This window comes from Nakamurella sp. UYEF19, from assembly GCF_040546275.1.
GTDB lineage: Bacteria > Actinomycetota > Actinomycetes > Mycobacteriales > Nakamurellaceae > Nakamurella.
Window position 1 is genome coordinate 469,007 of the sequence record NZ_JBEPNO010000002.1, and the last position, 25,367, is coordinate 494,373.

The 25,367-nt window shown below is 67.5% G+C and carries 27 protein-coding genes; 16 read left to right on the forward strand and 11 right to left on the reverse strand.

Annotated elements, in window-relative coordinates; translation table 11 throughout:
* Positions 1-27 precede the first annotated feature (27 nt).
* On the forward strand, positions 28-669 hold the full coding sequence (locus tag ABIB25_RS05305; protein WP_354527370.1) for a DUF1684 domain-containing protein: 642 nt from the start codon (positions 28-30) through the stop codon (positions 667-669).
* Here ABIB25_RS05305 and ABIB25_RS05310 read toward each other — a convergent pair.
* From ABIB25_RS05310 to ABIB25_RS05350, 9 genes are all read right to left on the reverse strand, one after another.
* Positions 663-2,132 (reverse strand): pyridoxal phosphate-dependent decarboxylase family protein, encoded by a 1,470-nt coding sequence (locus ABIB25_RS05310; RefSeq protein WP_354527371.1) that lies wholly within the window; start codon positions 2,130-2,132, stop codon positions 663-665. The genes ABIB25_RS05305 and ABIB25_RS05310 overlap by 7 nt on opposite strands.
* A complete protein-coding gene (locus ABIB25_RS05315) occupies positions 2,129-2,740 on the reverse strand; it encodes a helix-turn-helix domain-containing protein (RefSeq protein WP_354527372.1) in 612 nt (203 codons plus the stop codon). Before ABIB25_RS05315 ends, ABIB25_RS05310 begins: the two co-directional genes overlap by 4 nt.
* Positions 2,741-2,921: 181 nt before the next feature.
* Positions 2,922-3,332: a pilus assembly protein TadG-related protein gene (locus tag ABIB25_RS05320; RefSeq protein WP_354527373.1), complete on the reverse strand. Its 411-nt coding sequence runs from the start codon at positions 3,330-3,332 to the stop codon at positions 2,922-2,924.
* On the reverse strand, positions 3,329-3,871 hold the full coding sequence (locus tag ABIB25_RS05325) for a hypothetical protein (protein ID WP_354527374.1): 543 nt from the start codon (positions 3,869-3,871) through the stop codon (positions 3,329-3,331). Before ABIB25_RS05325 ends, ABIB25_RS05320 begins: the two co-directional genes overlap by 4 nt.
* Complete coding sequence (locus ABIB25_RS05330; protein WP_354527555.1) at positions 3,868-4,269, reverse strand: TadE/TadG family type IV pilus assembly protein; 402 nt, start codon at positions 4,267-4,269, stop codon at positions 3,868-3,870. The genes ABIB25_RS05325 and ABIB25_RS05330 overlap by 4 nt, the downstream gene beginning before the upstream one ends.
* Complete coding sequence (locus ABIB25_RS05335) at positions 4,266-4,460, reverse strand: hypothetical protein (protein ID WP_354527375.1); 195 nt, start codon at positions 4,458-4,460, stop codon at positions 4,266-4,268. The genes ABIB25_RS05330 and ABIB25_RS05335 overlap by 4 nt, the downstream gene beginning before the upstream one ends.
* A gap of 86 nt (positions 4,461-4,546) precedes the next feature.
* The gene (locus tag ABIB25_RS05340) at positions 4,547-5,482 is read right to left on the reverse strand and encodes a type II secretion system F family protein (protein WP_354527376.1); all 936 of its coding nucleotides are present in this window, start codon (positions 5,480-5,482) and stop codon (positions 4,547-4,549) included.
* The gene (locus ABIB25_RS05345) at positions 5,479-6,333 is read right to left on the reverse strand and encodes a type II secretion system F family protein (RefSeq protein WP_354527377.1); all 855 of its coding nucleotides are present in this window, start codon (positions 6,331-6,333) and stop codon (positions 5,479-5,481) included. The genes ABIB25_RS05340 and ABIB25_RS05345 overlap by 4 nt, the downstream gene beginning before the upstream one ends.
* Before the next feature lie 234 nt (positions 6,334-6,567).
* Complete coding sequence (locus ABIB25_RS05350) at positions 6,568-7,779, reverse strand: GNAT family N-acetyltransferase (protein ID WP_354527556.1); 1,212 nt, start codon at positions 7,777-7,779, stop codon at positions 6,568-6,570.
* A 150-nt stretch (positions 7,780-7,929) separates the two neighbouring features.
* Here ABIB25_RS05350 and glnT point away from each other — a divergent pair, with 150 nt between their 5' ends.
* From glnT to ABIB25_RS05380, 6 genes are all read left to right on the forward strand, one after another.
* Positions 7,930-9,306, forward strand: a complete 1,377-nt coding sequence (glnT, locus tag ABIB25_RS05355) for a type III glutamate--ammonia ligase (protein WP_354527378.1) — start codon at positions 7,930-7,932, stop codon at positions 9,304-9,306.
* Between the two features lie 86 nt (positions 9,307-9,392).
* Complete coding sequence (locus ABIB25_RS05360; RefSeq protein WP_354527379.1) at positions 9,393-10,289, forward strand: class II glutamine amidotransferase domain-containing protein; 897 nt, start codon at positions 9,393-9,395, stop codon at positions 10,287-10,289.
* Positions 10,277-10,978: a GltB/FmdC/FwdC-like GXGXG domain-containing protein gene (locus ABIB25_RS05365; protein ID WP_354527380.1), complete on the forward strand. Its 702-nt coding sequence runs from the start codon at positions 10,277-10,279 to the stop codon at positions 10,976-10,978. The genes ABIB25_RS05360 and ABIB25_RS05365 overlap by 13 nt, the downstream gene beginning before the upstream one ends.
* Before the next feature lie 12 nt (positions 10,979-10,990).
* Positions 10,991-12,316 carry an FMN-binding glutamate synthase family protein gene (locus ABIB25_RS05370; protein ID WP_354527381.1) on the forward strand — a complete coding sequence of 442 codons (1,326 nt, stop codon included), beginning with the start codon at positions 10,991-10,993 and terminating at the stop codon, positions 12,314-12,316.
* A complete protein-coding gene (locus ABIB25_RS05375; protein WP_354527382.1) occupies positions 12,313-13,467 on the forward strand; it encodes an FAD-dependent oxidoreductase in 1,155 nt (384 codons plus the stop codon). Before ABIB25_RS05370 ends, ABIB25_RS05375 begins: the two co-directional genes overlap by 4 nt.
* Complete coding sequence (locus ABIB25_RS05380; protein ID WP_354527383.1) at positions 13,464-14,147, forward strand: helix-turn-helix domain-containing protein; 684 nt, start codon at positions 13,464-13,466, stop codon at positions 14,145-14,147. The genes ABIB25_RS05375 and ABIB25_RS05380 overlap by 4 nt, the downstream gene beginning before the upstream one ends.
* Here the strand turns inward: ABIB25_RS05380 and ABIB25_RS05385 are convergent.
* Both ABIB25_RS05385 and ABIB25_RS05390 read right to left on the reverse strand, forming a co-directional pair.
* Positions 14,126-14,758 carry an amidohydrolase family protein gene (locus ABIB25_RS05385; RefSeq protein WP_354527384.1) on the reverse strand — a complete coding sequence of 211 codons (633 nt, stop codon included), beginning with the start codon at positions 14,756-14,758 and terminating at the stop codon, positions 14,126-14,128. The two genes, ABIB25_RS05380 and ABIB25_RS05385, sit on opposite strands and share 22 nt — an antisense overlap.
* Before the next feature lie 37 nt (positions 14,759-14,795).
* Complete coding sequence (locus ABIB25_RS05390) at positions 14,796-15,683, reverse strand: SIS domain-containing protein (protein ID WP_354527385.1); 888 nt, start codon at positions 15,681-15,683, stop codon at positions 14,796-14,798.
* A 267-nt stretch (positions 15,684-15,950) separates the two neighbouring features.
* On the opposite strand from ABIB25_RS05390, the gene ABIB25_RS05395 reads away from it, so the two are divergent.
* The 9 genes from ABIB25_RS05395 to ABIB25_RS05435 all read left to right on the forward strand — a co-directional run bounded on the left by ABIB25_RS05395 (position 15,951) and on the right by ABIB25_RS05435 (position 25,237).
* Complete coding sequence (locus ABIB25_RS05395) at positions 15,951-17,381, forward strand: ABC transporter substrate-binding protein (protein WP_354527386.1); 1,431 nt, start codon at positions 15,951-15,953, stop codon at positions 17,379-17,381.
* Positions 17,382-17,392: 11 nt separating this feature from the next.
* A complete protein-coding gene (locus ABIB25_RS05400) occupies positions 17,393-18,355 on the forward strand; it encodes a carbohydrate ABC transporter permease (protein ID WP_354527387.1) in 963 nt (320 codons plus the stop codon).
* A complete protein-coding gene (locus ABIB25_RS05405; protein WP_354527388.1) occupies positions 18,355-19,197 on the forward strand; it encodes a carbohydrate ABC transporter permease in 843 nt (280 codons plus the stop codon). The genes ABIB25_RS05400 and ABIB25_RS05405 overlap by 1 nt, the downstream gene beginning before the upstream one ends.
* The gene (locus ABIB25_RS05410) at positions 19,194-20,273 is read left to right on the forward strand and encodes a D-2-hydroxyacid dehydrogenase (RefSeq protein WP_354527389.1); all 1,080 of its coding nucleotides are present in this window, start codon (positions 19,194-19,196) and stop codon (positions 20,271-20,273) included. The genes ABIB25_RS05405 and ABIB25_RS05410 overlap by 4 nt, the downstream gene beginning before the upstream one ends.
* A 1-nt stretch (position 20,274) precedes the next feature.
* Complete coding sequence (locus ABIB25_RS05415; protein WP_354527390.1) at positions 20,275-21,033, forward strand: DeoR/GlpR family DNA-binding transcription regulator; 759 nt, start codon at positions 20,275-20,277, stop codon at positions 21,031-21,033.
* Positions 21,034-21,116: 83 nt separating this feature from the next.
* Positions 21,117-21,398 carry a hypothetical protein gene (locus ABIB25_RS05420; RefSeq protein ID WP_354527391.1) on the forward strand — a complete coding sequence of 94 codons (282 nt, stop codon included), beginning with the start codon at positions 21,117-21,119 and terminating at the stop codon, positions 21,396-21,398.
* On the forward strand, positions 21,399-22,082 hold the full coding sequence (locus ABIB25_RS05425; protein ID WP_354527392.1) for a polysaccharide deacetylase family protein: 684 nt from the start codon (positions 21,399-21,401) through the stop codon (positions 22,080-22,082).
* A gap of 15 nt (positions 22,083-22,097) precedes the next feature.
* Entirely contained in the window at positions 22,098-23,474 is a 1,377-nt protein-coding gene (locus ABIB25_RS05430; RefSeq protein ID WP_354527393.1) for a family 4 glycosyl hydrolase, read from the forward strand.
* Between the two features lie 47 nt (positions 23,475-23,521).
* Positions 23,522-25,237, forward strand: coding sequence for an IlvD/Edd family dehydratase (locus ABIB25_RS05435; protein ID WP_354527394.1), 1,716 nt, complete (start codon positions 23,522-23,524; stop codon positions 25,235-25,237).
* The last annotated feature ends 130 nt before the right edge of the window (positions 25,238-25,367 follow it).

Consider the following 25,367-nt stretch of genomic DNA (forward strand, 5'->3'; position numbering starts at 1 on the left):
GCTCGAATCTGGGCATGATGGTGGACGGTGTCGCTTCGGGCGCCGGTGGTCGAGGAGGCCTTCGTGTACCAGGAACTGCTCGACTGGCGACGCACCGTCGCCGGCATCTATTACGAGGTCGGCGCCGCCAAGAGTCCGGAAGTCGGCCACGGTATCTGGCGGGCCCGTCGGGACGAGCTGTTCCTCCATCACCCGCAGAGTCCGCTGTCGGCCGTGGATCCGTTGCGGCAGAGCGGTTTGCCGTACTGGCCCTATGATCCGTCGCTCCGCTTCACCGCACCACTGCAGGCGGTCGAGGAGCCTGCTCGGCTGACTGTCCCGTCCACCGATGGCGCGATCAGGATGGTGCTGGCCGGGCGGGTCCATCTCGGTGGCGTCGTCGACGTGGAGGTCGACGTGTGGTGGCTGGAGCAGTACGGGGGCGGCCTGTTCCTGCCGCTCCGCGACGGCACGTCCGGCACCGGCAGCTACGGCGGTGGCCGGTATCTGCTGGACACCGTGAAGGGCGCCGATCTCGGCAGCGTCGGAACGGAACTGGTGCTGGACCTCAACTTCCTCTACCACCCGTCCTGCCGCTACAGCCCGGAATGGTCGTGCCCGCTTGCGCCGCAGGGCAATCGGGTGGCCGTGCCGATCTCGGCCGGGGAGCAGATGCCGGAGCTTCAGTGAGCCAGTCGTGGTACTTGGTGGGCGAGCAGCGGGCGCAGCTCCTCCTGCAGGTGAGCCACCAGGGTGTTGATGTCCTCCGCCGTGGTGCCCGGGTTGACGATGCAGGCTCGTAGCGCGAACCGTCCGTCGACGGTGGTGCCGGAGACAAAAGCTCTGCCGCCCAACTGGATGCGGGTGAGCAGGGCTCGGTTGAGGTCGTCGAGTCCGTCCGGCGGGACACCCTCGGGTTCGGCCCGGAAGCAGCAGATGCTCAGGCCGTCGGCCAAGACCCGGAAGTCGGTGGTCGATCTGATCTGCCGGGCGAGCTCGTGCGCCAGGTCGATGTCCTTGGTGATCAGCTCGCGATAGCCGTCAAGGCCGAGGTGCTGGAGCAGCATCCAGACCTTGAGGGCCCGGAACGGCCGGGTCTGCTCGAAGCCGTATTCGCTGAACCAGGCGGGGCCGGCGACCCCGCCCTCGTCGCCGTCCGTCCGCAGATACGCCGGAACCAGGCTGAACGCGTCGCGTGCGGCGCTACCGTCGCGGAAGATCACCAGACCGGCGTCGACCGGGGTGTACATCCATTTGTGCGGGTCCATCGCGATGCTGTCCGCCCTGGCGAGAGCGGCCAGCGTTTCGCGGAACCGTTCGAGCAACAGGATCGCCGGGCCCCCGTAGGCGCCGTCGACATGCAGCCAGATTCTCCGCTCCTCGCAGAGGTCGGCGATGGCCGCGATCGGGTCGATGGCACCTGTGTTGACCGTCCCGACAGTCGCCATCACCGCGATCGGCACCACGCCGGCAGCCGCGTCCGTGTCGAGTTGGCGCTCCAGGTCGTCCGGTTTCATGCGGTGATCGGCATCGGAAGGGATGATGCAGACGTGGTCGGATCCAAGACCCAGCAGCTGGGCGGCCTTGTGGGCGCATCCGTGCCCTTCGGATCCGACGTACAGCGCAAAGGTTGTGCCAACTGCCTGCAGCCCTTTCGCTCTCACGTCGATACCGACCCGGTCCATCGCCCGGTGACGGGCCCCGGCGAGTGCCGTCAGCGTGGCCATCGATCCGCCGCTGGTGAGCATCCCGAAGGCTCTGTCCGGTAGGCCCGCGAGTTCGCAGAACCACCGGACGACCTGCCGCTCCACGTGGACCGCGGCGTGATTCCCACCCGCCACGCTGGGATTCATCGCTGCCGCCAACGCATCCGCATAGACGCCAAGGGGTTGGGGCGGGGAGTTGACCCATCCGAAGAACCGCGGGTGGCCGTTGCCAAATGGATAGGGCAGCACGGTTTCCACGAACTCGCCCATCACCCTCTCGGCCGAGCGACCTGTCCGAGGTGGTGGCGCGTTGCGGAATCGATCGGCGAGCCCGGGGGGGACGGGTTGGAACACCGGACCCTCGGCGAGAGTGGCGAAGTGACGGCTGATGAGGTCGACGACCTGGCGCCCGAGTACGTCGTCCGGGGCCGGTTCCGGACTGCTCATCGCGCGGTCACCGGCCGGGCTCCGTGGCCGGAGACGTCCATGACGAGGTAGTACACGCAGGGCTCGTCCTCGGGATTGCTGAAGCCATGGGCACAATCGCCTCCGTAGTAGATGCTGTCGCCGGCAGCGAGGGCGATCGTCGTTCCGTCGAGGGACAGCGATAACGAACCGGATTCGACGGCGAGGTACTCGCGCGAACCCGGGCCATGCGCATCGAAGATCCCAGCGTCGACCCCGGGACCGAGAGTTGTTCGCATGAACTCGAACTCCACCCCGGGGAGCACCGGGTTGAGGATCCGTCGTTCCCAACCGGATGGGTCGCGCAGTACGTCCTGGTCCCGGTGGCGGAGCACGACGCTCTTGCCTCGACCTGTCGAGTGGCCGGACTCCTCCGGACGGAGCAGTCTGGCCAACGTCGTGCCGAGGCCGGTCGCGATCCGATCGAGCACCAGCACGGTCGGGCTGCGATTGCCTCGTTCCACTTCGCTCAGCATGCTGCGGCTGACATGTGACCTCGAAGCCAGTTCGTCGAGTGTCAAACCCAGGCCGCCGCGGAGTTCTCGCGCTCTGAGACCGATCCGGACCAGGTCCGGGAGGTTGTCGTCCATCATTCCACTATAGTGGAACCCGTCGGTGGTGGTCGGTGCTGCTGCATCGGCCCAGGGCCGGACTGCCAACCCGAACAGCGGTCTGAGGGAACCGGTTGAGTGACCCGGCGTTGATGACCGTGGAGCATTTGTGGTTGTAGTCCACTGGCAATCCTCCACGAGGTTGCCTCGTGGTGTGGTCTCAGCCCTGGGTGTAGTTGGTACGGGCGTTGGCGTTGACGGTGCGGTGGAGGGTGGGGGTGCCGAAGAGGGCGCCGAAGGTGATGGGAGTGTCGGTGGTGCAGGTGAGGTTGACAGTCGTGTCGTGGTAGGTGATTCGAGTGGCGATCTGGCTGTTGCGGGTGGCCAGGTAGGTGGCGACGGTGGTGTCGGCTGCGGGGCTGCCGTTGGTGGGACCGGTGAGGGTGTCGGCGGCGGCCGCGACGGCGCCGTCGCAGAGGTGTTGGAGTCGTTGGCCGGCCAGGAATGCCGATCCGGCGGCGGTGATGCCGGCGCCGAGCAGTAGTAGGCAGAGCATCATCCCGATGATCAGTGGGGTGACCGACCCGCGGTCCGAGGTGTCCGTATTCGTGCGGGGTCTTGTGTTGTTCATCGGCCCTCGCGGAGTTCGCTGATGCGGATGGAGTAGACGCCCGTGACGGTGTTGTGGTCTCCGGTCAGGACGGTGGGGACGCCGGGGAGGGTGACGACGGCGGTGACGCAGAGGTCGTAGGCGGCACCGGGTTCCAGGGTTGGGGTGATCTGGTTGGCCGAGGTGCACTCGGTACCGGGGGCGATGAATTGCAAGGTGATGCTCGCCGCGGCAACGTTCTGGTCGGCGAGGTCGATGGCGGCGATCTGCTGGGCTCGGTCGATGCCGTCGGCGATGGTGGGTGCGCTGTCGATGGCGCGGCCGGCGTCGCGGGCGGCCTGGGTGACGGCGAAGGTGGTGGCCTGCAGGCGGATCAGGCTGATGAGGATGTACACGACGGGGATGAGGATCAGTACGGCCAGGAAGATGACCTCGATGATGGCGCGGCCGTCGTCGTGCTCGGTCGGTCGGTTGTTCGACCCAGGGTTGATGACGGGCGGGGTCGTGAGTTCGACGGGCCCGAACCACCGGGACCGGGCCGGCGATCGGTGCGCCCTCATCCGAGGGTTTCCTTGACCGAGTGTCCGGTGACGGTGATGTCGGGCATGACACCATCGAGAAGGCTGATGATTCCGGGGGTGCGCATGGTGCAGCGGACTTCGACGAGGAGGCCGTCGGTGCGGGAGGTGCAGCGCAGGCTGTTGCTGGTGGAGGCGGCGATGGATCCGTCGAGCAGTTCGGCGACGCGGCCGGCGGCGGCGGTGTCGGGGATGTCGGCGTTGGCGATGTAGCGGGCGGTGTCGGCCGAAGCGGAGGTGAGCAGGGTGCGGGAGTAGGCCCAGAAGCCGACGGACACCAGTGCGAGGAACAGCATCAGCAGCAGGACGAGGACCATCGCGAATTCGGCGACGGAGGATCCGCGGTCGTCGTGATCCGGCGTTGACCGGCAGTCGGTCAGGTCTTGCCGGCTCCGGAGACGGAGTCGAAGGCGTTCTTGACGGCTGTGGTGACCTGTTCGCGGAAGACGGTCAGCAGGGCGATGACGACGATCGCCGTCATCACGGTGATCATCACCCAGCCAGGGACGTCGCCGCGGTCGTTGTCCTCGTCGCCGGCCGGCTGGGTCGCGGTCAATCGGTCGGTGAGCATCAGCAGGGCGCTGTCATCCAGAGGTTGAGGTGCTGAACGGTTCGGCGTGGCATGAGGCTCTCCTGGTGGGATGATGGATCCGAGATTCATTGGGCGACGGCGGTGATGGCGATGAGCCCGGGGAAGAGGGCAAAAAGAATCGTGATGGGCAGAACGAGAAAAACAACCGGAACCATCATCGCGATCTCCTTCTTGCCACCCGATTCCAGTAGCTGGCGTTTGCCAAGGGCTCGCACGTCGGCGGCCTGGGCGCGCATGACGTCGGCCAGCGGGGTGCCCCGTTCGATGGCGACGGCCATGCCGTCCAGGAAGCGGGAGAGCGGTTCGAGGCCGGTCCGGTCCCGCATGGTTGTCAGGGCGACGAGGAATGGTGTGCCGGAACGGGTGTCGGCCAGCAGCGCGGAGAGCTGGTCAACCAGGTGGCCCTGGGCGAGGCGGGAGATCCGTTCGATGGCGCCGACCGGGCCCTCGCCGGCGGTGACCGCCAGGGCGAGCATTTCGGCGACGACGGGGAATTCGGTGAGGATTTCGGCGTCTCGTTTGGCGACGACCTGGCTGAGCCACCAGTCGCGGGCCAGGACTCCTCCGGCGGCGCAGGCCAGGATCAGCAAGACCAGCGTGAGCGGGTTGGTCGGACCGAAAACAACTGCCAGCAAACCGATTCCGAGACCGCCGGCGGTGGCCAGCGCGCCCCAGAGGACCTGGTCGGCACGGAACTGTTCGACCGTCATCGGGGAGTCGAGTGATTCCAGCCGCCGTCGGACGGAGGCCTGCCCACCGACGAGCCGGTCGAGCACCTTGACGGCGTCGCGGAGCAGTGGCGCGGTGAGGCGGCCCAGAGCGCCGGCAGTGCCGGTGCCGCCGCGGGCCAGCAGCCTGGACTGATTGGCGGTGTCGGACAGATAGGGGGCGATGCGATCTGCAAGGGTGGGCCGACGGAGCGGCGGTGAGGCCAGGACGGCGAGCAGCAACCCGACGGCGGTCAGACCGCCGAGGATCCCGCCCAGGAGCGTCGGGCTCATCGGAGTACCCGTTTGTCCTCGGGGAGCCGTCCGATGCGGATCATCAGGCGGTAGGCGACCAGCGACAGCACCGCGCCGATCACCAGGATCGCGGTCCCGGTCGGGGTGTCGTAGGCGTTCAACGTCTCCTGCTGCGTCGCCAACAGGACCAGCACCAGCCATGGCGCACACACGGCCATGCGCGCGGCGTTGACCGACCATGACTGGCGTGCCATCAGTTCGGCCCGGGTGCGCGCGTCGTCGCGGAGGAAGGTGGACAGGGTGGTGAGGAGGCGGCCGAGGTCGGTGCCGCCGACTTCGCGGGCGACGCGCATGGATTCGCAGACCCGGTCGCCGACCGGATCGGCGAGGGCGGTCTTGAGTCGGTCGAGGCTGTCGTTGAATTTTCCCGACGTGCGGTAGTCGGTGCCGAATCGGCGGAAGGGGGCACGGAGGGGTTCGGGACCGCGGATGCCGATGGCGGAAAGCGCTTCGGGGAGGGAGAGCCCGGCGCGGACGCCCGAGGTGAGGTTGTCGACCACCTCGGGCCACAGTTCGCGGAGATCGGACTGGCGGCGGTGCCGTAGCCGGGTGACCAGCAGGCGGGGCAACGCGCTGGCGAACGCGCCGAAGATGATCGAGACCGAGAACGATCGGGTGAGGATGAAGCCGAGCAGGAAGACCAGGAAGGTGGACAGGGCCTGCAGGGCGACGAGCTGGCGCGGGGTGATGTCGGTGAGCCCGGCCTGCAGCAATTCTTCGCGGAGCTTTTCGGTGCGGGCGTGGGTGCGCGGCGGATGCGGTCGCCGGGTGAAGCCCTGCCAGATCAGCAGGATGCCGATGCCCAGCAGCAGGCCGATCAAGGCGCCCATGTCTCACCTCCCCCGTTCGGCCGGAAGCCGAATGTGACCACGTAGGAAAGCAACGTATCCAAAGAAATGGTCAAGGCAAAGGCGTCATCCACATTGTTAGACCTGGTGTGACAATGCGGGGGACCGCGATCACTTGGAGTCACGGGCTTTGAGCTCACGTGTCACATGAGCCCCTCGCGGCACCGCTGGTCGGGTGGACTGCGCAGGGGGTCGGCGCTCGACTTGATGGCTGCGTCAGTACGGCAGGTAGAACGTCAGGAGATCGGCGGTGAGGGGCGGAAAGAGGGCTTCGAACAGCTCGCGATGCGGGCCCGGATAGACGTCGGGTCGGGTCGTCGTCAACCCGGCCATGCCGAGTGGTCCGAACAGCAACGCTCCCAGTTGGTCGGGAGCGACACCGGCGCCGCCGGCCGAACAGGGAGCCTGCATCGCTCCACCAGCGCGGACCGCCCCCAGACCGTCCGACTCCACCGCCATCCGGTAGTGCCGGCCGAAGGTCGAGATCACTACCCCGTCGATCGGCACTTCCGATCCGGTCAACCGGCGGAACAGCAAGGGCCGCAGGGCATCGAGCAGCGGACCGGGATCTGCGATCCGCACGTAGTACTGGGTGGCGCCCCGGTCCGGTTCATCCAGCCGGGTTGCCCATGCCGTCGACGCAACGGTGCCGATCCGGTCGACCACCGTCACCGGTACCCCTGGACGGATCCGGCAGACCTCGGCCAGGAGGGCGTCCGCAGCCTCTTCGTCAACCGCGGCACCCTCCGCCAACAGCACCGCTGAATCTTGCGTCTGCACGCGGGCAGTGCCGACCGCACGTCGATGCCGTTCCAGGACGTAGGTGATGCTGGAATCGTGGGACAGCAGCCAACGGCGGCGCGCCGGCGAATGGGCGACCGTCACGTCGAAGGAGCGCTGCGCCTGTTCCTGCAGTTCCTCCAACGCGGTCAGATCCGCCGCCGTGGCCGGCCGAAAGATGCTGTCGCCCCATGATTCCGGTGGATCGCCGATCACGGCGCGGGCCTTCGGGATGGTGATCGCGTACTCGTATCCGAAGAGTCGGTAGAAGTACGGGATGCCGATCATCACCTGCAGCAGGTGTCCGCGGGCGGTCGATAACTGGTGCATCCGTTGCATCAGCTCGCGCACGAGGCCACGACCCTCGTACCCGATCCTGGTGGCCACCAGCTCCACCTGTCCCGCGGGCAGCGTGACTCCGCCGATCCTGATCTGCTCGTCCATCAGCGACGCCGTCGAGACCACCTCGTCACCGTCGACCACCACTGCGCACAGGTCCCAACCCGAGTCCGGGTCGGTCACCATCAGTTCGAGGTCGCGCGCGTCGGCGCTGTCACCCCGCTGGACCAGCAGGTCCGCAATCCTGGGCAGATCAGCCGGTGTGGCCGTCCGGAGGACAAGCCGGCCCGGAAGCTCACGGTTCGGCATCGTCACGGCCCCCACGCTAGCGGTGGACCACAAGCCAATTCCGGCGGCTGTTCCAGGGAGAGGCGAAGCGAAACCGTGACACCCGGGAAACATGCCCGTCCCGGAACCGTCGTCTACTGACAGGAGACAAGCAACTCTCCCAGGAGACACATGGAGGATCCGGTGGGCAAGGGCGGCCAGGCATCGAGCGGTGCGGACGGGGCAGTTGCGGCGGGAACGACGGTGTCGCTGGCCGAGCGGGCCAGAGCCGACGGCGTCCGCTTCATCCTCGCCACCTTCACCACCCTGACCGGCAAGCCCTGCTCCAAGTTGATGCCGGTGGAGGCCGCGGACGAACTGCAGTCCTCGGGTGCCGGATTCGCCGGGTTCGCTGCCGGGGCAATGGGTCAGCAGCCCCGGGATCCCGACATCATCGCCATGCCCGATCTCGATTCCTACACCCCGCTGGACTTCCTCCGCCCCGGGCTGGCGATGGTGCATTGCGACCCCCACGTCAACGGAGCTCCCTACGCCTTTGCGCCCAGGGTCATCCTGAAGAAGGCGCTGGCCGATGCGTCCTCCGAGGGTTTCGACCTGGTGGCCGGCGCCGAGGTCGAATACTTCCTGCTGCGCCGGGGCGCGGATGGGGTACTGCACACCGCTGACGAACAGGACAACGCGGGCCAACCCTGTTACGACAGCCGTGGTCTCACCAGGATGTACGACCACCTGACGGCGGTGAGCGACGCGATGAACGGCCTCGGCTGGGCGCCGTACGCCAGCGACCACGAGGACGGGAACGGCCAGTTCGAGCAGAACTTCGCCTACTCGGACGCCCTGACGACCGCCGATCGCGTCATCACCCTGCGATACCTGCTGCAGATGATGGCCGACCAGCGGGGCATGGTCGCCAGCTTCATGCCCAAGCCGTTCACCGATCGCACGGGAAGTGGTCTGCACCTGCATCTCTCGCTGTGGCGCAATGGGCTGGAGCTCTTTCCGCAGAGCTCGGCGGACGAGTACGGGCTTGGTCTGGATCCGGTCGCCTACCAGTTCATCGCGGGCCTGCTGCAGCACGCTCCGGCCCTGCACGCGCTGGCGAACCCGACCGTCAACTCCTACAAGCGGACCGGGGCGACCACCACTGCCTCGGGCGCGACCTGGGCGCCGCGGTTCGCCTCGTACGGAGGAAACGACCGCACGCATCTGGTCCGCGTTCCGGACGGCCATCGCGTCGAGTTCCGCGGAGCAGACGGTGCGGCCAACCCCTATCTCGCCGCCGCCGGGGCACTGGCCGCCGGGATGGACGGCGTAGCAAGGGAACTTGATCCCGGTGCGCCTGGCGTGGCCGAGGCGGGTGCGTCGTTGCCGCGCACCCTGCTCGATGCCGTACACGAATTCGAGTCCGACCCGGTGATGCGGGCGGTGATGGATGTCGTCGACCCGGCCGCCGGTGTCTCCGCCTACTACGCCGAGCTCAAGCGCGCGGAGTTCTACGACTGGCACAGCGCGGTCAGTCAGTGGGAGGTCGACCGGTACCTGGTCTGACGGCCGTCGGGACGGTCCACTACCAGGAAACGATGTCTCTCGTAGTGATACGATCGGTGCATCATCAGTCTCGAGAGGAACACCTCATGTGCGGAATCTCCGGTCTCCACCTGCGGAACCCGGCGCTCTACCCGCAACTCGGAGAACTGTTGAGCGGCATGCTCTGCGAAGCCGCGGAACGTGGAACCGACGCCGCCGGGATCGGCCTGTACGGGGATCCGCGGCTGACGCCAGCGGGCACCACGACCGTGTCAGTACTGGATCTCGCGGCTCCGCTCGAGGAGGTGACCCGGCTGCTGGAGGCCAGAGGGCTCACGGGGGTTCGGCTGCTGGAAGCCGGTCAGACCACGGTGATCAGCGCCGCCAACAGTGCAGCCGAACTCGAGACCGCCGTGAGGGCAGCGCTTCCCGACCTGATCATCAGCGGACGAGGCACCCAGCTCGCCGTCCTCAAGGGCACCGGCCATCCTGACGACCTGGCCGCCACCTTCTCCCTGCCCAGTGCCTCCGGGTGGCAGGGGGTCGCGCACACCAGGATGGCCACCGAGTCGGCGGTGACGTCATCCGGCTCGCACCCGTTCTCGGTCGGGCCGGACCAGTGCCTGGTGCACAACGGTTCCTTCGCCAACCACGCCACCATCCGCCGCGAGCTCCGCGCGGACGGCATCGTGTTCGACAGCGAGAACGACTCCGAGGTCGGGGCCCGGTTCCTGGCCGCCCAACTTGCCGGCGGGGCCGATCTGGAGAAATCCCTCCGGCTGCTCTGCGAGCGGTTCGACGGCTTCTACACGTTGCTGGTGACCACCGGCGACTCCTTCGCAGTGGTCCGCGACGCGATCGCCTGCAAACCGGCGGTCATCGCCGAGACCGCGGACTGGGTGGCCATGGCGTCCGAATACCGCTACCTGGCCGGACTGCCGGGGGTAGCCGATGCCCGCATCTTCGAACCGGAACCGGAGCAGGTGTACGTATGGGAACGCTGACCGACACTCCCTTCACCACCATCGATCTCACCGCCGAATCGGTGCGGGAGCTGAACCGGCGCCTGCACCGGGAGGCGGCCGTGGGCAGCCGGTGGCGGATCATCGGGTCGATGGGCAGGCACAACATCGCGGTCGGGCTCGCCGAGAAGCTCACCGTCGAGATCGACGGTCACGTCGGCTACTACTGCGCTGGCATGAACCAGTTGGCCGATGTCGTCGTGAACGGGAACGCCGGCGTCGGGCTGGCCGAGAACATGATGTCAGGGCGGGTGCACGTGCACGGTAACGCTTCCCAGTCGGCGGGTGCCACTGCGCACGGCGGGCTGCTGGTGATCGACGGTGATGCCGCTGCCCGGTGCGGCATCTCGATGAAGGGCGTCGACATCGTGGTCGGGGGCGACGTCGGCCACATGAGCGCGTTCATGGGCCAGGCCGGTCGCCTGGTGGTCTGCGGTGATGCGGGGGATGCGCTCGGCGATTCCCTCTACGAAGCCCGCATCTACGTCCAGGGGCGCGTTCGGTCGCTCGGTGCCGATTGCATCGAGAAGCCGATGAAGGCCGAGCATCTGGCCGAACTCACCCAGCTGCTGGCCGATGCGGGCCGCGCCGACGACCCGGCCGGCTTCCGGCGCTACGGCTCGGCGCGCAAGCTCTACCACTTCCACGTCGACAACGCCTCGGCCTACTAGGAGCTGACCACGATGACGCAAGACATGGCAGCACAGGGACTTCGCGAGTCGGCGACGTTCGACCGGGCCACCATCCACGCCATCCAGCGCGCCGCCGAGACGGGGATCTACGACATCCGCGGCGGCGGGGCGAAGCGGCGACTGCCACACTTCGACGATCTGTTGTTCCTGGGCGCCAGCATGTCCCGCTATCCACTGGAGGGCTATCGGGAGCGGTGCGACACGGATGTGGTGCTGGGGGACCGGTTCGCCTCGAAGCCGCTGCACCTGGACATCCCGGTGACCATCGCCGGGATGAGTTTCGGCGCGCTCTCCGCGCAGGCGAAGGAGGCTCTCGGCCGTGGCGCCAGCGAGGTCGGCACCTCGACCACCACCGGTGACGGCGGCATGACGGACGAGGAACGCGGCGAGTCGAAGAGCCTGGTCTACCAGTACCTCCCGTCCCGCTACGGGATGAATCCTGACCACCTCCGCAAGGCGGATGCCATCGAGGTCGTGCTCGGCCAGGGCGCCAAGCCCGGCGGCGGTGGCATGCTGCTCGGACAGAAGATCTCCGACCGGGTGGCCGGGATGCGAACGCTGCCGATGGGCGTCGACCAACGGAGCGCCTGCCGTCATCCCGACTGGACCGGCCCTGACGACCTCACCATCAAGATCGCCGAGCTGCGCGAGATCACCGATTGGGAGAAGCCGATCTACGTCAAGGTCGGTGCCACCCGCACCTACTACGACGTCAAGCTCGCGGTGAAGGCCGGTGCGGATGTCGTGGTGGTGGACGGCATGCAGGGTGGAACCGCTGCCACGCAGGAGGTTTTCATCGAACACGTCGGGATCCCGACGCTCGCCGCGATCGGCGAGGCGGTGCGCGCGCTGCAGGAGATGGGCATGCACCGCAAGGTGCAGCTGATCGTCTCGGGTGGCATCCGCAACGGCGCCGACGTCGCGAAGTGCATGGCCCTCGGGGCCGACGCCGTGTCCATCGGCACCGCTGCGCTGATCGCGCTCGGTGACAACCACCCATCGCTGGACGAGGAATACCGCAGCATCGGGTCTGCCGCCGGCTACTACGACGACTGGCAGGAGGGCCGCGACCCGGCCGGGATCACCACCCAGGACGAGGATCTCGCCCGCCGCCTCGACCCGGTGAAGGCCGGCCACCGACTCGCCAACTATCTACGGGTGCTGACCATGGAAGCGCAGATCATCGCGCGGGCCTGCGGCAAGGCGCACCTTCACCACCTCGAGCCGGAGGACCTCGCGGCGCTCACCATCGAATCGGCGGCGATCACCCGCATACCGCTGGTCGGTACGTCCTGGATACCGGGGCAGCAGCTGTGAGCCTGTCAGAGCCTGCCGCAGGCATTGACCTGCCCGCCGAGGTCGACCTGGTGGTGATCGGTGCCGGCCTGATGGGTTCGATGACGGCGTGGGCCGCCACCCGCCGCGGACTGACAGTGCTGGCGCTGGAACAGTTTGCCGTCGGCCACGACCGGGGCAGCTCGCACGGGAGTGCCCGCATCGTCCGTCGGGCCTACCCCGACGAGTTCTACGTCCGGCTGACCGGGCGGGCCTTCGAGCTGTGGAATGAACTCGAGAACAATTCTGGGACCAGACTTCTCACCATGACGGGGGGTCTCGATCACGGCGGCATCCGCGACCTGCGGGCCATCGTCGAGGCGTTGACGGCCCAAGGCGTCGAACACCAGGTCCTGCCCGGCGCCGAGGCCGAAAGCCGTTGGCCCGGAATGCGCTTCGAGAAAGAGGTGCTCTTCCACCCGCAGGCCGGCACCGTGGACGCGGATCTCGCGGTGCGCACGGCCCTCGACGTCGCAGCGGCCGGTGGAGCCCGGATCTTCGCCAACACCGCGGCGCTCTCGATCAGCGTGGAGGGCGACACCGCCGTCGTCGAGACCTCCAGCGGCAGCGTCCGGGCGGGCCGGGTGGTGCTGGCCGCGGGTGCCTGGCTCGGCGACCTGGGGCGCGCGGTGAGTGGGCTGTCGCTGACCCTGCCGCCGCTGCGGGTCAGCCAGCAGCAGATATTCCACTTCGCCCGGTCGGCCGGGATCGAGGAGTGGCCGACCAGCGTGCACAAGGGCGCCACCATCTCCACCTACAGCCTGGCCGGTGGGCGGGACGGTGGGCCTGGCGGAGCACGCAAGGTCGCCGAACACGACCCCGGCGGATACGACACCACCGCTGGAACCCGCACCGGCATCGTCGATCCCGGAGCGCGGCAGCGGATCGTCGACTATGTACGGGAGTGGATGCCGGGTCTGGTGGCCGAACCGTTCGCCGAGGCCAGCTGCCTCTACACCAACACCGAGAACGAGGATTTTGTGTTGGACCGGGTCGGCCCGGTGGTGGTGTGCTCCCCGTGTTCCGGCCATGGCGCCAAATTCGCCCCGCTGATCGGCGAGCTGGTCACGGACCTGGTCACCGGCACCGCGGATCCGGAACCCCGGTTCGCGCAGGCGGCACATCGACGATGACATCCCGGAAGAGCGTCGAAGGGCTCGACGGCGACCTCGACCCGGAACTGGTTGGCACCGGCCACGTCGATCGCGAGATCGACCCGACCGCACCCGGTCCGGGGGAGGGTGATCTGGAACGGGCCATCGCGAACCAGGTGCGCGCCTACCGTCAGGCGGCCGGGGTGTCGGTGGCCGAGATGGCCACCAGGGTCGGCGTGTCGAAGGCGATGCTCTCCAAGATCGAGAACGCCCAGACCTCCTGCAGTCTCACCACCCTGTCGCGGCTGGCCGCCGGGCTGGACGTCCCGGTGACGGCGCTGTTCCGCGGGGTGGATGCCGAGCGGGAGGCCGTCTTCATCCCGGCCGGCCACGGGGCCCGGATCATCCGGCGGGGCTCCCGCCACGGCCACCTCTACGAACTGCTCGGGCCGTTGCGTGGACCGCACCAGCGGATGGAGGCGGTGGTGGTCACGCTGACCGAGGCCAGCGAGGTGTTCCCGTTGTTCCAGCACCCGGGGACGGAGCTCATCTACCTGCTGGAGGGTGAGATGGTCTACGGCCACGGCGAAGGGAGCTACCCGCTCGGGCCGGGTGATGCGCTCCAGTTCGACGGGGAGGGTGCGCACGGTCCCGTCGCGTTGCCTACGCTGCCGGTGCGGTTCCTGTCCGTCACGGCCTACGGCGACCAACAGCCCTGACCTTGCCCGGCCCGTCCGGCGGACCGGAAACGCACCCGTCCACCCGAGATCGTCAGACGCCGGCCGCCAGCGTCACCCGTGGATCGAAAATCGGCCACCGGCCAATCGGATCCGAGCACCAGCACCGCGCCGGCGCGGGCCAGGTCCGCACACCGCCAGCCTTCGGACACCCGCTCGAAACCCAGTCGACGCGACCAATTGTCCGAGCCGTCGGCGTCCGTGTACCCGGTGGCGTGGCTGGGCTGCATCGACGCTGCCACGCCCTGCGGGGCGAAGCGCGCGACCAGGTCGTCCGGCACCGTCTCGAGCGGTTCCAACCGATACCGTGACCGGCCCGCCGGTAGTGCCGCAAGAGCGTCGAGGACATGACGGGTGGCTGCGTCGCCGATGCTGTGGACCGCCACCGGGATGCCAGCCATGCCGAAGTGCCGGAGCCGCTCGTCGAAGGCGGCGAGGTCCCAGCCGGGACCGACCGACTCGCCGAGGGAATCGAGATTCGACAGCCAGGCGGTCCCGCCGTCCCGGATCGCCACCCGCAACGGCTGGGCAGGTCCGGCGCCGGTGGTGACGGTGCCGCCGACCAGAATCAGGTCGGCCGGTGCATCCGTCATCGCGGATCGGACGGGAGAACCCGTGGCGTCGGGGGGGTCAGTCCAGCTGCACGGAACGGGACAGGAAGTGCGGATGATCGGGGTCGCGTCCGGCCCGGCCCGCCAGTGCGACCGCCAGCCGGTGCACCGTGGCGAGTTGGGCCTGCGGGTCGACGGTCGGGACGTGCAGGGCCGCACCGGTTCCCAGCACGGCCTCGGCCACGAAATCGGGTAGAGGATCGAACGACCAGATCAGCGATCCCGGTCCGGCAGCTGCGATCGGACCGTGCTGGTACTCCATGACCGCGTAGGCCTCCGTCCACATGCCGGCGGCCTCCCGACATTTCAGCGCGGCTTCCTGGGCGACACCCACGGTCCAGCCGTGACCGAGGAAGACGACGTGGTCGGGCAGCGGTTCGGGTACGGGATCGGCCAGCGCTGTCCTCGCATCCTCGACCAGCCCCGAGAGATTTTGGCCCAGCGAGGCGCGGAGGGCGGTCAGAGCCGAGGTGGCGAAACGGGTCTGGACCACGGACACCTCGTCGGCGTAGTCCAGCAGGATGTACTCGTCGCAGAGCTGCGGAAGGGGTGTCTCCGGGTCGCCGATGATGCCGACGATCCGGTGCCCGGCGCCCAGTTCACGGGCCACCCGGTTGACATCCCCGGTGGTCCCCGACCGGGACAGCACCACGACGGTCTCGCCCTCGTCGACGTACGGGATCTCGGACGCGATCACTGCTCGGGTCCGGCCGAGGCCCGCGGCGTTGCGCAGGCGGGCGTAGGACTCACCGATGTAGTACGACGTGCCACACCCGACGAACAGCACCGGAACGCCGGCTTTGGGCAGGATCACCGCGTGCGCGGCAGATTCGGAGATCACCCGCAACCAGATGTCGGGCTGGCTGAACAGCTCTCGTTCGGTGGCCGTCTGCGGTGTGATGCTCATTCAGGACTCCATGCTCTGGCGGACAACAGCGTGCGGGTCGGTCCGCACAGCGCCACGTCGACCCCGAGGGCGCCATGGGCAGCCACGGTGATGGCGATCGGGGCCGCGACGGTCACGAGCGTGGGCCGACGGTCACCCTCGGTCAATCAGAACTGATCACGATTGTTTCCAATCGATCAACTCTGTGCTCACTCTTGACTGGTTGCGACCGAAGTGGTTCGCTCACTTCACGTCGGGCCCACAACTTCGTTCCGTGCAGGAGACCTCATGGACTTGAACCGCCGCAATTTTCTGACCGGCTCCCTCGGCGCCGCGACGATGATGGGCCTGGCCGCCTGTTCCTCCGTCCATTCCAATTCCGCCGATTCCACGACCAGTTCGTCCTCGGCCGCGGTTGGCGCAGCCGGGTCCTCGACGACCGCGGCGCCTTCCACCACCGCCGCGAGCGGGTCGGGTGTGACGCCGTCCAGCTCCGCGCCGTCGAGCGCGGTCGCCGTCAAGGGCGACATCAGCTTCTCCTTCTGGGGTGGAAGTACCGGTGAGACAGCCGGTTTCAACCATGCGAAGAAGATGTTCGAGTCGGCCAACCCCGGTACCACCATCAATCTGAAGATCGTCCCCTACGACGGCTTCTTCGCCGGCATCGATCGCGGCATCCAGGCCGGGAATGCACCGGACATCTTCCGGGTGGACTACACGACCATCGGCAAGTACAGCGGCAAGGGCGTGCTGCTGGATGTCAGCCCGTATTTCGACGCCGCCGAGATCGACGCCTTCCTGCCCGCGCTCTGGGAAGGCATCAAGTACGACGGCGTCCCCTACGGCGTTCCGCACCAGACGGACACCACCTGCATCGTCTACAGCAAGGCCGCCTTCGAGACCGCGGGCATCACTTCCGTACCGACCACCCTGGCCAGCGCCTGGTCGTGGGAGGAGTTCTCGGCGGTGGCCACGAAACTGCGGGCCTCGCTGCCGGACAAGAAGTTTCCGTTCGCCTACGACTGGACCCAGGCCGGTGCGTTCCGCTGGCTGTCCTGGCTCTACCAGGCCGGCGGCACGCTGCTCACCCCCGACCTGAAGAAGGTCGCCCTCCCGTCCGCCGCCGCCACCGAGGCGATGGACTACACGAAGAGCTTCTTCACCAACAAATGGACGCCGGACAGCGCGACCATCAAGACGAGCCAGTACTCGGACAATTTCTTCCTCTCGCAGATCGTTCCGATGTCGTTCATCGGCGACTTCCTGGTTCCCGAACTCGCCGACCCGAAGTCGGGCTACAAGGGCGAGTGGGGCGCGACTTACATGCCGCAGCACAAGGCCGCCGCCTCCGATCTCGGCGGCAACGCCATCGTGGCCCGCAAGGACACCAAGAACCCGGAGCTGGCGGCGGCCTTCCTCAAATTCCTGGTCAGCGAGGACATCATGAAGTACTTCTGCGAGCAGGCCATCGAGCTGCCGACGCTCAAGTCGCTGGCCAGTGCGGACCTGAAATACGCCTATCGTCCCGACGTGGTCAAGATCTGCGCAGAGCAGGCCTCCACGATTTCGGACACCATCGTGAAGGAATCCACCGTCGGCTCCTTCGCCTCGATCAACACGGTGCTGCAGGACCAGCTGGAACTGGCTTTCCACGGAAAGTCAAGTGCGGACACCATTTCCGCCATCGCGTCCGGAGTCACCTCCGCGCTGGGCTCGTAGAGGGCGGCGGCGTGACAAGCTCCCGGATGGCTGTCCCGGTCGCCGACGGCGGCGCGGGCGCCCAACTGCTGCAGCCCGGCCGACCACCGGTCCGGAGGCGGCGCGGCGGAACGCTCGCCGGCTGGACGTTCCTCGCGCCGAACCTCATCCTGTCGGGCGTCTTCCTGCTGCTGCCGCTGGTGCTGGCGATCATCATCAGCTTCCAGAAGCGGGAGTCGCTCGGCACGCCGGAGTTTCTGGGCGTCAACAACTATCTCGATCTCGTCGTCGACCCGGTCTTCTGGGAGGCGCTCTGGAACACGGCCGTCTTCACCATCTGCACCGTCCCGGTCGGCATGGCACTCGGGTTGGGCATCGCCTATCTGCTGAACGGGCTGCTTCCCGGACGGACGCTGTATCGCTCGATCATCTTCCTGCCGTTGGTGATCTCCGGGGTGGCCACCGGGGTCCTCGGATCGTGGATGTTCGACCAGTACAACGGGTTCATCAACAATCTGCTGGCGACCTTCGGCATCGACGGTCCGAACTGGCAGTCAGACGGCGGTTGGGCGATGTTCTCGGTCATCCTGATGACGCTCTGGCAGCGCGTCGGATTCGACATGCTGATCTATCTGGCCGGTTTGCAGGGTGTGGGGCAGGACGTGCTCGAAGCGGCTTCCATCGACGGGGCGACCGGCTGGCAGAAGTTCCGGCGGGTGACCTTCCCGCTGCTCGGCCCGTCGACCTTCTTCCTGCTGATCATGAACCTGATCTACTCGTTCCAGATCTTCGACACGGTCTTCGCCATGACGGCCGGCGGGCCGGGATATTCCACCACCATGTTGGTCACGTACGCCTACCAGACCGGTTTCGGCGAGCACGGTTCCGGCCAGCTGGGGTATGCCGCGACCATCGGCGTGGTGATCTTCCTGATCACCCTGGTGATCACCGTTGTGCAGTGGCGGGCGAACAAGTCGCGGGACCAGGTGGGCTGATGCCCACCCAGCTCGCACATGCTCGCGGCAGGTTCTTCGTCCTGCGGCTGGTCCTGGCCATGGTCATCACCCTCATCATGTTCTTCCCGATCTACTGGATGATGGTGACGGCGTTCTCCACCCGCGAGGACCTCTACGCGCCGGGCCTGCACCTATGGCCCCTGCACTTCACCCTTGACAACTTCCGGACGCCGTTCGCCGACTTCCCCATCTGGACGTGGTTCAAGAACTCGACCGTCATCACCCTGTTCACCACCGCGATCACCGTGGTGGTGAACCTGTTGGCCGGCTATGCGTTCGCCAAGATTCCGTTTCGCGGGCGCAACGCTCTGTTTCTGATCCTGTTGTCCACCATGATGATCCCGGTACAGGCGATCATGGTGCCGCAGTTCACGCTCTCCATCAACCTCGGTCTCTACGGCAACATCTGGTCCGTCATCCTGCCCGAGAGCGCAGCCGTCTTCGGCATCTTCCTGGCGCGACAGTTCTTCCTGGCCATTCCCGACGAATTGGTCGAGGCCGCCCGGGTGGACGGTGCCGGCCAGTTCCGCACGTTCGCGTCGATCGTGCTGCCGCTGTGCAAGCCGCTGATCGCCGTGCTGGTGCTGCTGTCGTTCATGAACGAATGGAACGCATTGGCGTGGCCGTTGATCGCCCTGTTCTCCAACCAGGAACTCTTCACCCTGCCGTTGGGCATCGTGACGGACCTCAAGGGCCAGTACACGTCCAACTATGGCGCCATCATGGCCATCAACCTGGTGGCCATCGCGCCGATGGTGATCCTCTTCGTCTCTTTCCAGCGCTACTTCGTGCAGGGCCTGGCGCGGACCGGTATCAAATGACGGTCGCAGCTCCGGTCAGGTACCTGAGCACCCTGCGCTTCGACGACGCGTTCCTGCAACGGCTGCAGTCGCTCTCACCGCGCCTGGAGGTGGAGCAGATCACCGCCGACGAGGTGGCTGACGTCCCGGCGGAGACGTGGGCGCAGATCGACATCCTCCACACCTCCGGCGTGATCCCGTCAGCGGAGCTGGCGCCACGGGTGCGGTGGGTCCAGCTCGATACCTCGGGGGCGGATCACCTGCGTGGTCACCCGATCTGGGACGCCGACGTCGCCATCACCACGTTGGGCGGCGTCGGTCCGGTGTCGATGGCGGAATACGTGCTCTTCGGCCTGCTCGGCATGGCGCACCGACTGCCCGCCCTGGTGCAGGCAGGGCGATCTGGATCCTGGCCGCAGAATCGGCTGGCGGCAGTACTGTTCACCCCCGCCAGGATCCGCGGGACGACGATGACCATCGTCGGCTATGGGCGCATCGGGCAGGAGGTCGCCAGACTGGCGGCTCCGTTCGGCATTCGTGTGGTCGGGCTGAGCCGCAGTGGGTCCGTCAAGTCCGTCGACGACCGGTACGACGGGCGCGCCACCAACGATCGGCCGGCGGCCCTCGCGGTGCGGGAGTTGCTGCCGCACCAGGAGATCGGGTGGGAGGGCGACGAGGTGCTGGTGGCCGGCATCGACCGGCTGGACGACGCGCTGCCGTTGACCGACTGGCTGGTCGTCGTCGTCCCGCGCACGCCGGAAACGTTCCACCTGTTGGATGCCTCCTGTTTCCAGCGGCTTCCGTCCGGTGCTGTGCTGATCAACGCGTCACGCGGTGGGATCGTTGACGAGTCCGCCCTGCTGGCGGCGTTGCGCCGCGGACAGCTGGCCGGTGCTGTGCTCGATGTCTTCGAATCCGAACCGCTTGCACCCCAGTCGTTCTGGTGGAGCGAGCCGGGAGTGTTCATCACCCCGCACGTGGCCGGCCGGGCGGCCGACTACGCGGCCCATGTCGAACACATCGTGACCGAGAACCTGACCCGTTTCCTGGCCGGTAGGCCGATGACGAACGTCCTGGACCGGGAACGGGGGTACTGAGATGCTCGAGTTCGACCGGCAGCAGATGGTGCTGCACCATCTGCGGATCAATGGTTCCGGCAATGTCGCCGAGCTGGCGCAGGCGCTCGGTGTCAGCCCCTCGACGGTTCGGCGTGACCTGGCCGACCTCTCGGGCCGGCGGCTGCTGACCAGGGTTCGCGGCGGCGCGAGCCTGGCCGGCGTGCAGACGGAGCCGGACCGATCGCGTCGGGTGATCGCGCAGGAGCACGAGAAGCGCCGCATCGGGGCGGCGGCGGCCCACCGCATCGTGGACGGATCGACGCTGCTGATCAGTGGCGGGACGACGACGGAGGCGATGGTGCCGTTCCTGGCCGGCAAGGAGCGGTTGACCGTGTTGACCAATGCGTTGAACGTGGCCAACCTGCTCAGCAGCTACCGGGAGATCACCGTCGTCGTCCTCGGTGGAATCCTGCGCCACGAGGAGATGTCGTTGCTGGGGCCGATCGCCGAGCGCACCCTGGCGGAGTTCCACGTCGATGTCGCGTTCTACAGCGCGTTCGGCATCGATGCCGACCGCGGACTCTACGGCGCCCATGCGCTGGAGGCTTCCACCGACCGCTCGCTGCTGGCGTGCGCCGCGTCGGTCATCGTGCTCGCCGATCACACCAAGTTCGAGCAACGCGGTCCCGTCCGACTGGCCCCGCCGCGGGCGATCGACTGCGTCATCACCGACAGTGCGGCCGATCCGGAAGTACTGGCAGGTCTGCGATCCCAGGGCGTCGAGGTCGTCACCTGCTGATCGGGCGTCGACGCCTGCCAGACCACAAGAATAGATCCGCAACAGGGCGCGAATGCGCCCGGAACGAGAAGAGGCCGACCGCGGTGGAGAGCGCGAACGAGGCACTGGACGTCCTGCGCGAGTCGCAGGACCGTGCCCTGCACCGGGAGGGCATCCCGATGTTCGTCGGGCTGGCCGACGAACGACCAGGGCAGGACCGGCCTGCGCCAGGACAGACCGACATCGACCGGGGCACTGCCGTTGTCGAACGGATGGAGCACTATCGCTCCGCTCTCGCCGCCCAGCAGCGGGACACCGACATGGGCGTGGTGATCAGCGTTCTCACGGTGACCGCGTACGAGGACTTCGATCGGAGTGTGTCCTAGATGAGCACGTTGACCTTCTCCGCCCACCGTGACCTGTTGGCGCAGGGGCGTTTCGTCCGCCTGGTCAACTACCACAACACCCCGGCGGCCGGCCGGCCGGCGTTGCGCCGGGAACTGGCCGCCTACCGGGAGGCATTCGCTCCGATCGGACTCGCCGAGCTGGACCGGTTCTACGCGACCGGGACGTGGAGCACCGAGCAACCAGGTTTCATCCCGGTGTTCTACGAGGGCTATCGCAACAGCTTCGACGTGGCCGGGCCGCTCTGCGACGAACTGGACATCACCGGCTGGTTCGCGGTCTGCACCGGCTTCGTCGACTGCCCCGTCGCCGAGCAGGAACTCTTCGCCAGATCGCACTGGATCGGGCTGGTCGACGAGGAGAAGGCGGGGGACCGGATCGCGATGAGTTGGGACGAGGTCGCCGACCTGGCCGCCCGACATGTCGTCTACCCGCACACCGCGTCCCACGACGGCATCGCCGACGTGATCACCGACGAGGACATCTTCCGGGAGATCGTCGAACCCAAGCAGAAGATGGATGCCGTCACGGGGCAATCGGCGCCGGCCTTCGTCTGGCTGCACGGTTCGCCCTGGGGATCGAGCCCGCGCCACGACCGGGCCGTCGTCGAGGCCGGCTACCGGTATCTGTTCAGCAACACCATGATCCACCGCATCGCCGACTGATCGGGAAGCTGCACCGTGAGCGAAGAAGTGGAGCGACGCACCCTGGTGCTGATCGGCGCTGGCAGCGCCGTCTTCACCAGAGGGCTGCTGGCCGATCTGATCTCGGCGAAGGACCTGGGGGACTGGGACATCCGGCTGGTGGACGTGGCGCCGGCGGCACTTGCCACCGCAGTGGGCCTCGCCACCAGGATGGTCGCGGCGCGCGGCGCGGAGCGCCACATCGCCGTCACCGGCACCACCGATCGGCGGAAAGCGTTGCTGGGCGCCGACTTCATCGTGACCTGCGTCGGGGTCGGCGGCCGCCCGGCGTGGCAGGCAGATCATCGGGTGTGCATGGAGCACGGCATCTTCCAGCCGGTCGGTGATTCGGTGATGCCGGGCGGGATCTCCAGACTGCTCCGGACCACGCCGGTCCTGGTGGCGATCGCCCTCGACATCGCGGAGTTGGCACCCGAGGCGTTCTTCTTCAACTACAGCAATCCGATGACGGCCAACGTGATGGCCATGGCCCGCTATGCGGGACTGCCCGGGGTGGTCGGCCTCTGCCACGGAATGCACCACGTGCAGCGGCATCTCGCCGCCTACCTCGGTGAGCCGCTGGCGGAGACCTCGACGCTGTACGCGGGGATCAACCACCTGACGTTCATCTACGACTTCCGGGTTCGCGGGCGCGATGCCTGGCCGCGGGTACGGGACAGGGTCGCGGCCGACCTCGCCCAGCCGATGGATCCGGCGCTGATCGGCGATATCTGGAACGAGAACACCAGCGCCTGGCAGAACCCGTTCTCCTGGGAACTCTTCGCCCGCTACGGTGCGTTCCCGGCGGCGGAGGACCGCCACGTCACCGAGTTCTTCCCCGAGAGGTGGAGCAGCGGCGAGTACTACGGCAAGACCCTCGGCCTGGATGCGTTCTCGGTGCAGGAGATCCTGGACTGGGGCGAGAACCGTTACCAGGGCATGCGGGCCCAGGCCGACGGCAGCGTCCCGCTGGACGACGACGCGTTCGAGCGCTCCAGCGGCGAGCAGGAGCAGCTCATCGGCATCATCGGATCGGTGCTGGCTGATTCACGGGAGATGTTCTCCTGCAACGTGATCAACAACGGTGCGGTGCCCGGACTCCCCGACGACGCCGCGCTGGAGATTCCCGGCGTGGCGACCGCCCGCGGTATCCGGCCGATCGCCGTGCCCGACCTCTCGTTGGCGTTGACCGCCATCCTGCAGCGCCGGCTGACGCCCGTGTACCTGTCCCTCGAGGCAGCCATGACCGGCGACCGAAACATGGTGGTCGAAGCCATTCTCGCCGACGGTGCGGTGGCCGATCCGGCTCCCGCAGCCGCGTTGGCAGACAATTTGATCGCCACCCAGCTCGAGTACCTCCCACGGTTTCGCTGAAAGCAGATGACAATCACCCTTCACCACCAGTACACGAGGAAGAACAGATGACACTGCGTAGCGCCGCGTGGTTTGCCGCAGAAGGCAAGACCGGCATCATGTCCCGTGCCTGGCTGCGGTCCGAAGGTCTGCCGGACGACAGCTTCGTCGGCCGGCCGGTGATCGGGATCGCCAACAGCTGGTCGGAACTGACACCGTGCAACATGCACTTCCGGGAGCTCGCCGAGCAGGTGAAGCGGGGCGTCTGGCAGGCCGGCGGAGTTCCCTTCGAATTCCCGACCACCTCGGCCGGCGAGCCCCTGGTCCGCCCGACCGCGATGGTGCTGCGCAACCTGATCTCGATGGATCTCGAGGAGACTCTGCGCGGCAACCCGTTGGACGCCGTCGTACTGCTGGCCGGGTGCGACAAGACCACGCCGGCCTACCTGATGGGGGCGGCCAGCGTCGACCTCCCGACGCTGCTGATCACCGGCGGTCCGATGCTCAACGGGAAGCACCGGGGTACCGACATCGGTTCGGGGACCTCGATCTGGCGGCTCACCGAGTCCTTCCGCGCCGGCGAGATCACCCAGGGCGAACTGTTCGAGGCAGAGGGCTGCATGGCGCGGAGCCGGGGACATTGCATGACGATGGGAACCGCGTCGACGATGGCGCTCCTCACCGAGATCCTGGGCATGCAACTACCGGGCAGTGCCGAACTTCCGGCCGACGACGCCCGCCGCCGGACCATGGCGCATCTGGCCGGCCGCCGGATCGTGGAGATGGTCGGCGAAGGTCTCACGCCGTCGAAGATCCTGACCAGACGCGCCTTCGAGAACGCCATCCGGCTCAACGCCGCCATCGGCGGATCGACCAACGCGGTAGTGCACCTCCTCGCTCTGGCCGGGCGGGTCGAGGTGCCGCTCGACCTGGACGACTTCGACCGACTCGTCCGCGACATCCCGACGCTGGTCGATCTGATGCCGTCGGGCCGGTTCCTGATGGAGGATTTCGCCTACGCCGGTGGGCTCGGTGCGCTGGTGGCGGAGATGGGCGACCTGCTGGACCAGGACACGATCACCATCACGGGCACCTCCATCCGCGAGAACTACGCCGGAGGCGAGTGTTTCAACACCGAGGTGATCCGGACGATGGACAACCCGGTGAAGCCGGTCGGTTCGGGAATCGCGGTGCTTCGGGGCAATCTTGCTCCGTCCGGAGCGGTCATCAAGCAATCGGCGGCGTCACCGGACCTGCTGCGGCACATCGGGAGAGCGGTGGTCTTCGACCGTCTCGAGGACTACCTGGCGGTCGCCGACGACGACGACGTGGACATCAAGGCCGATGACGTCCTGGTCATCCGCTACGCCGGCCCCCGCGGATACCCGGGTATGCCGGAGATCGCGAACGTCGCGTTGCCGCGCCGCCTCCTTGCCGACGGCGTGCGGGACATGGTGCGCATCTCCGACGCCCGGATGAGCGGAACCTCCTACGGCACCGTCGTGCTGCACATCGCGCCGGAGGCGGCGATCGGCGGTCCACTGTCGTTGGTGCGCACCGGTGATCAGATCGAACTCGACGTCCCCGGCCGGACCCTCAACATGCTGGTCGACGACGACGAGCTGGCCCGCCGCCGGGAGGGCTGGGCCGCACCCGAGGTGCCGAGCGCGGCGCGCGGGTACATGAAGCTCTTCGTCGAACACGTCCAGGGCGCCGATGTCGGCGCCGACTTCGACTTCCTGCAGGGCAACCAGCCGCCGGAGGTGCCACGTCGCGGATTCTGAGTCGTCGCGCCGGGTCATGATCGTCGGCGCCACCGGAGTACTGCGTCCGGCGGTCCTGGACTGTGTCGCCCGCGGTTGGGCGGTGACGGCGATCGCGCGGAACCTCGAGAACCTGGCTGACCTGGTGGAC

Bases quoted from the DNA above. Each gene is read 5' to 3' on its own strand.
- ABIB25_RS05310 (WP_354527371.1), bottom strand. From the start codon at position 2,132: ATGAGCAGTCCGGAACCGGCCCCGGACGACGTACTCGGGCGCCAGGTC.
- ABIB25_RS05315 (WP_354527372.1), bottom strand. From the start codon at position 2,740: ATGGACGACAACCTCCCGGACCTGGTCCGGATCGGTCTCAGAGCGCGA.
- ABIB25_RS05320 (WP_354527373.1), bottom strand. From the start codon at position 3,332: ATGAACAACACAAGACCCCGCACGAATACGGACACCTCGGACCGCGGG.
- ABIB25_RS05325 (WP_354527374.1), bottom strand. From the start codon at position 3,871: ATGAGGGCGCACCGATCGCCGGCCCGGTCCCGGTGGTTCGGGCCCGTC.
- ABIB25_RS05335 (WP_354527375.1), bottom strand. From the start codon at position 4,460: ATGCTCACCGACCGATTGACCGCGACCCAGCCGGCCGGCGACGAGGAC.
- ABIB25_RS05340 (WP_354527376.1), bottom strand. From the start codon at position 5,482: ATGAGCCCGACGCTCCTGGGCGGGATCCTCGGCGGTCTGACCGCCGTC.
- ABIB25_RS05345 (WP_354527377.1), bottom strand. From the start codon at position 6,333: ATGGGCGCCTTGATCGGCCTGCTGCTGGGCATCGGCATCCTGCTGATC.
- ABIB25_RS05350 (WP_354527556.1), bottom strand. From the start codon at position 7,779: ATGCCGAACCGTGAGCTTCCGGGCCGGCTTGTCCTCCGGACGGCCACA.
- glnT (WP_354527378.1), top strand. From the start codon at position 7,930: ATGGAGGATCCGGTGGGCAAGGGCGGCCAGGCATCGAGCGGTGCGGAC.
- ABIB25_RS05360 (WP_354527379.1), top strand. From the start codon at position 9,393: ATGTGCGGAATCTCCGGTCTCCACCTGCGGAACCCGGCGCTCTACCCG.
- ABIB25_RS05365 (WP_354527380.1), top strand. From the start codon at position 10,277: ATGGGAACGCTGACCGACACTCCCTTCACCACCATCGATCTCACCGCC.
- ABIB25_RS05370 (WP_354527381.1), top strand. From the start codon at position 10,991: ATGACGCAAGACATGGCAGCACAGGGACTTCGCGAGTCGGCGACGTTC.
- ABIB25_RS05380 (WP_354527383.1), top strand. From the start codon at position 13,464: ATGACATCCCGGAAGAGCGTCGAAGGGCTCGACGGCGACCTCGACCCG.
- ABIB25_RS05385 (WP_354527384.1), bottom strand. From the start codon at position 14,758: ATGACGGATGCACCGGCCGACCTGATTCTGGTCGGCGGCACCGTCACC.
- ABIB25_RS05390 (WP_354527385.1), bottom strand. From the start codon at position 15,683: ATGAGCATCACACCGCAGACGGCCACCGAACGAGAGCTGTTCAGCCAG.
- ABIB25_RS05395 (WP_354527386.1), top strand. From the start codon at position 15,951: ATGGACTTGAACCGCCGCAATTTTCTGACCGGCTCCCTCGGCGCCGCG.
- ABIB25_RS05405 (WP_354527388.1), top strand. From the start codon at position 18,355: ATGCCCACCCAGCTCGCACATGCTCGCGGCAGGTTCTTCGTCCTGCGG.
- ABIB25_RS05410 (WP_354527389.1), top strand. From the start codon at position 19,194: ATGACGGTCGCAGCTCCGGTCAGGTACCTGAGCACCCTGCGCTTCGAC.
- ABIB25_RS05415 (WP_354527390.1), top strand. From the start codon at position 20,275: ATGCTCGAGTTCGACCGGCAGCAGATGGTGCTGCACCATCTGCGGATC.
- ABIB25_RS05425 (WP_354527392.1), top strand. From the start codon at position 21,399: ATGAGCACGTTGACCTTCTCCGCCCACCGTGACCTGTTGGCGCAGGGG.
- ABIB25_RS05435 (WP_354527394.1), top strand. From the start codon at position 23,522: ATGACACTGCGTAGCGCCGCGTGGTTTGCCGCAGAAGGCAAGACCGGC.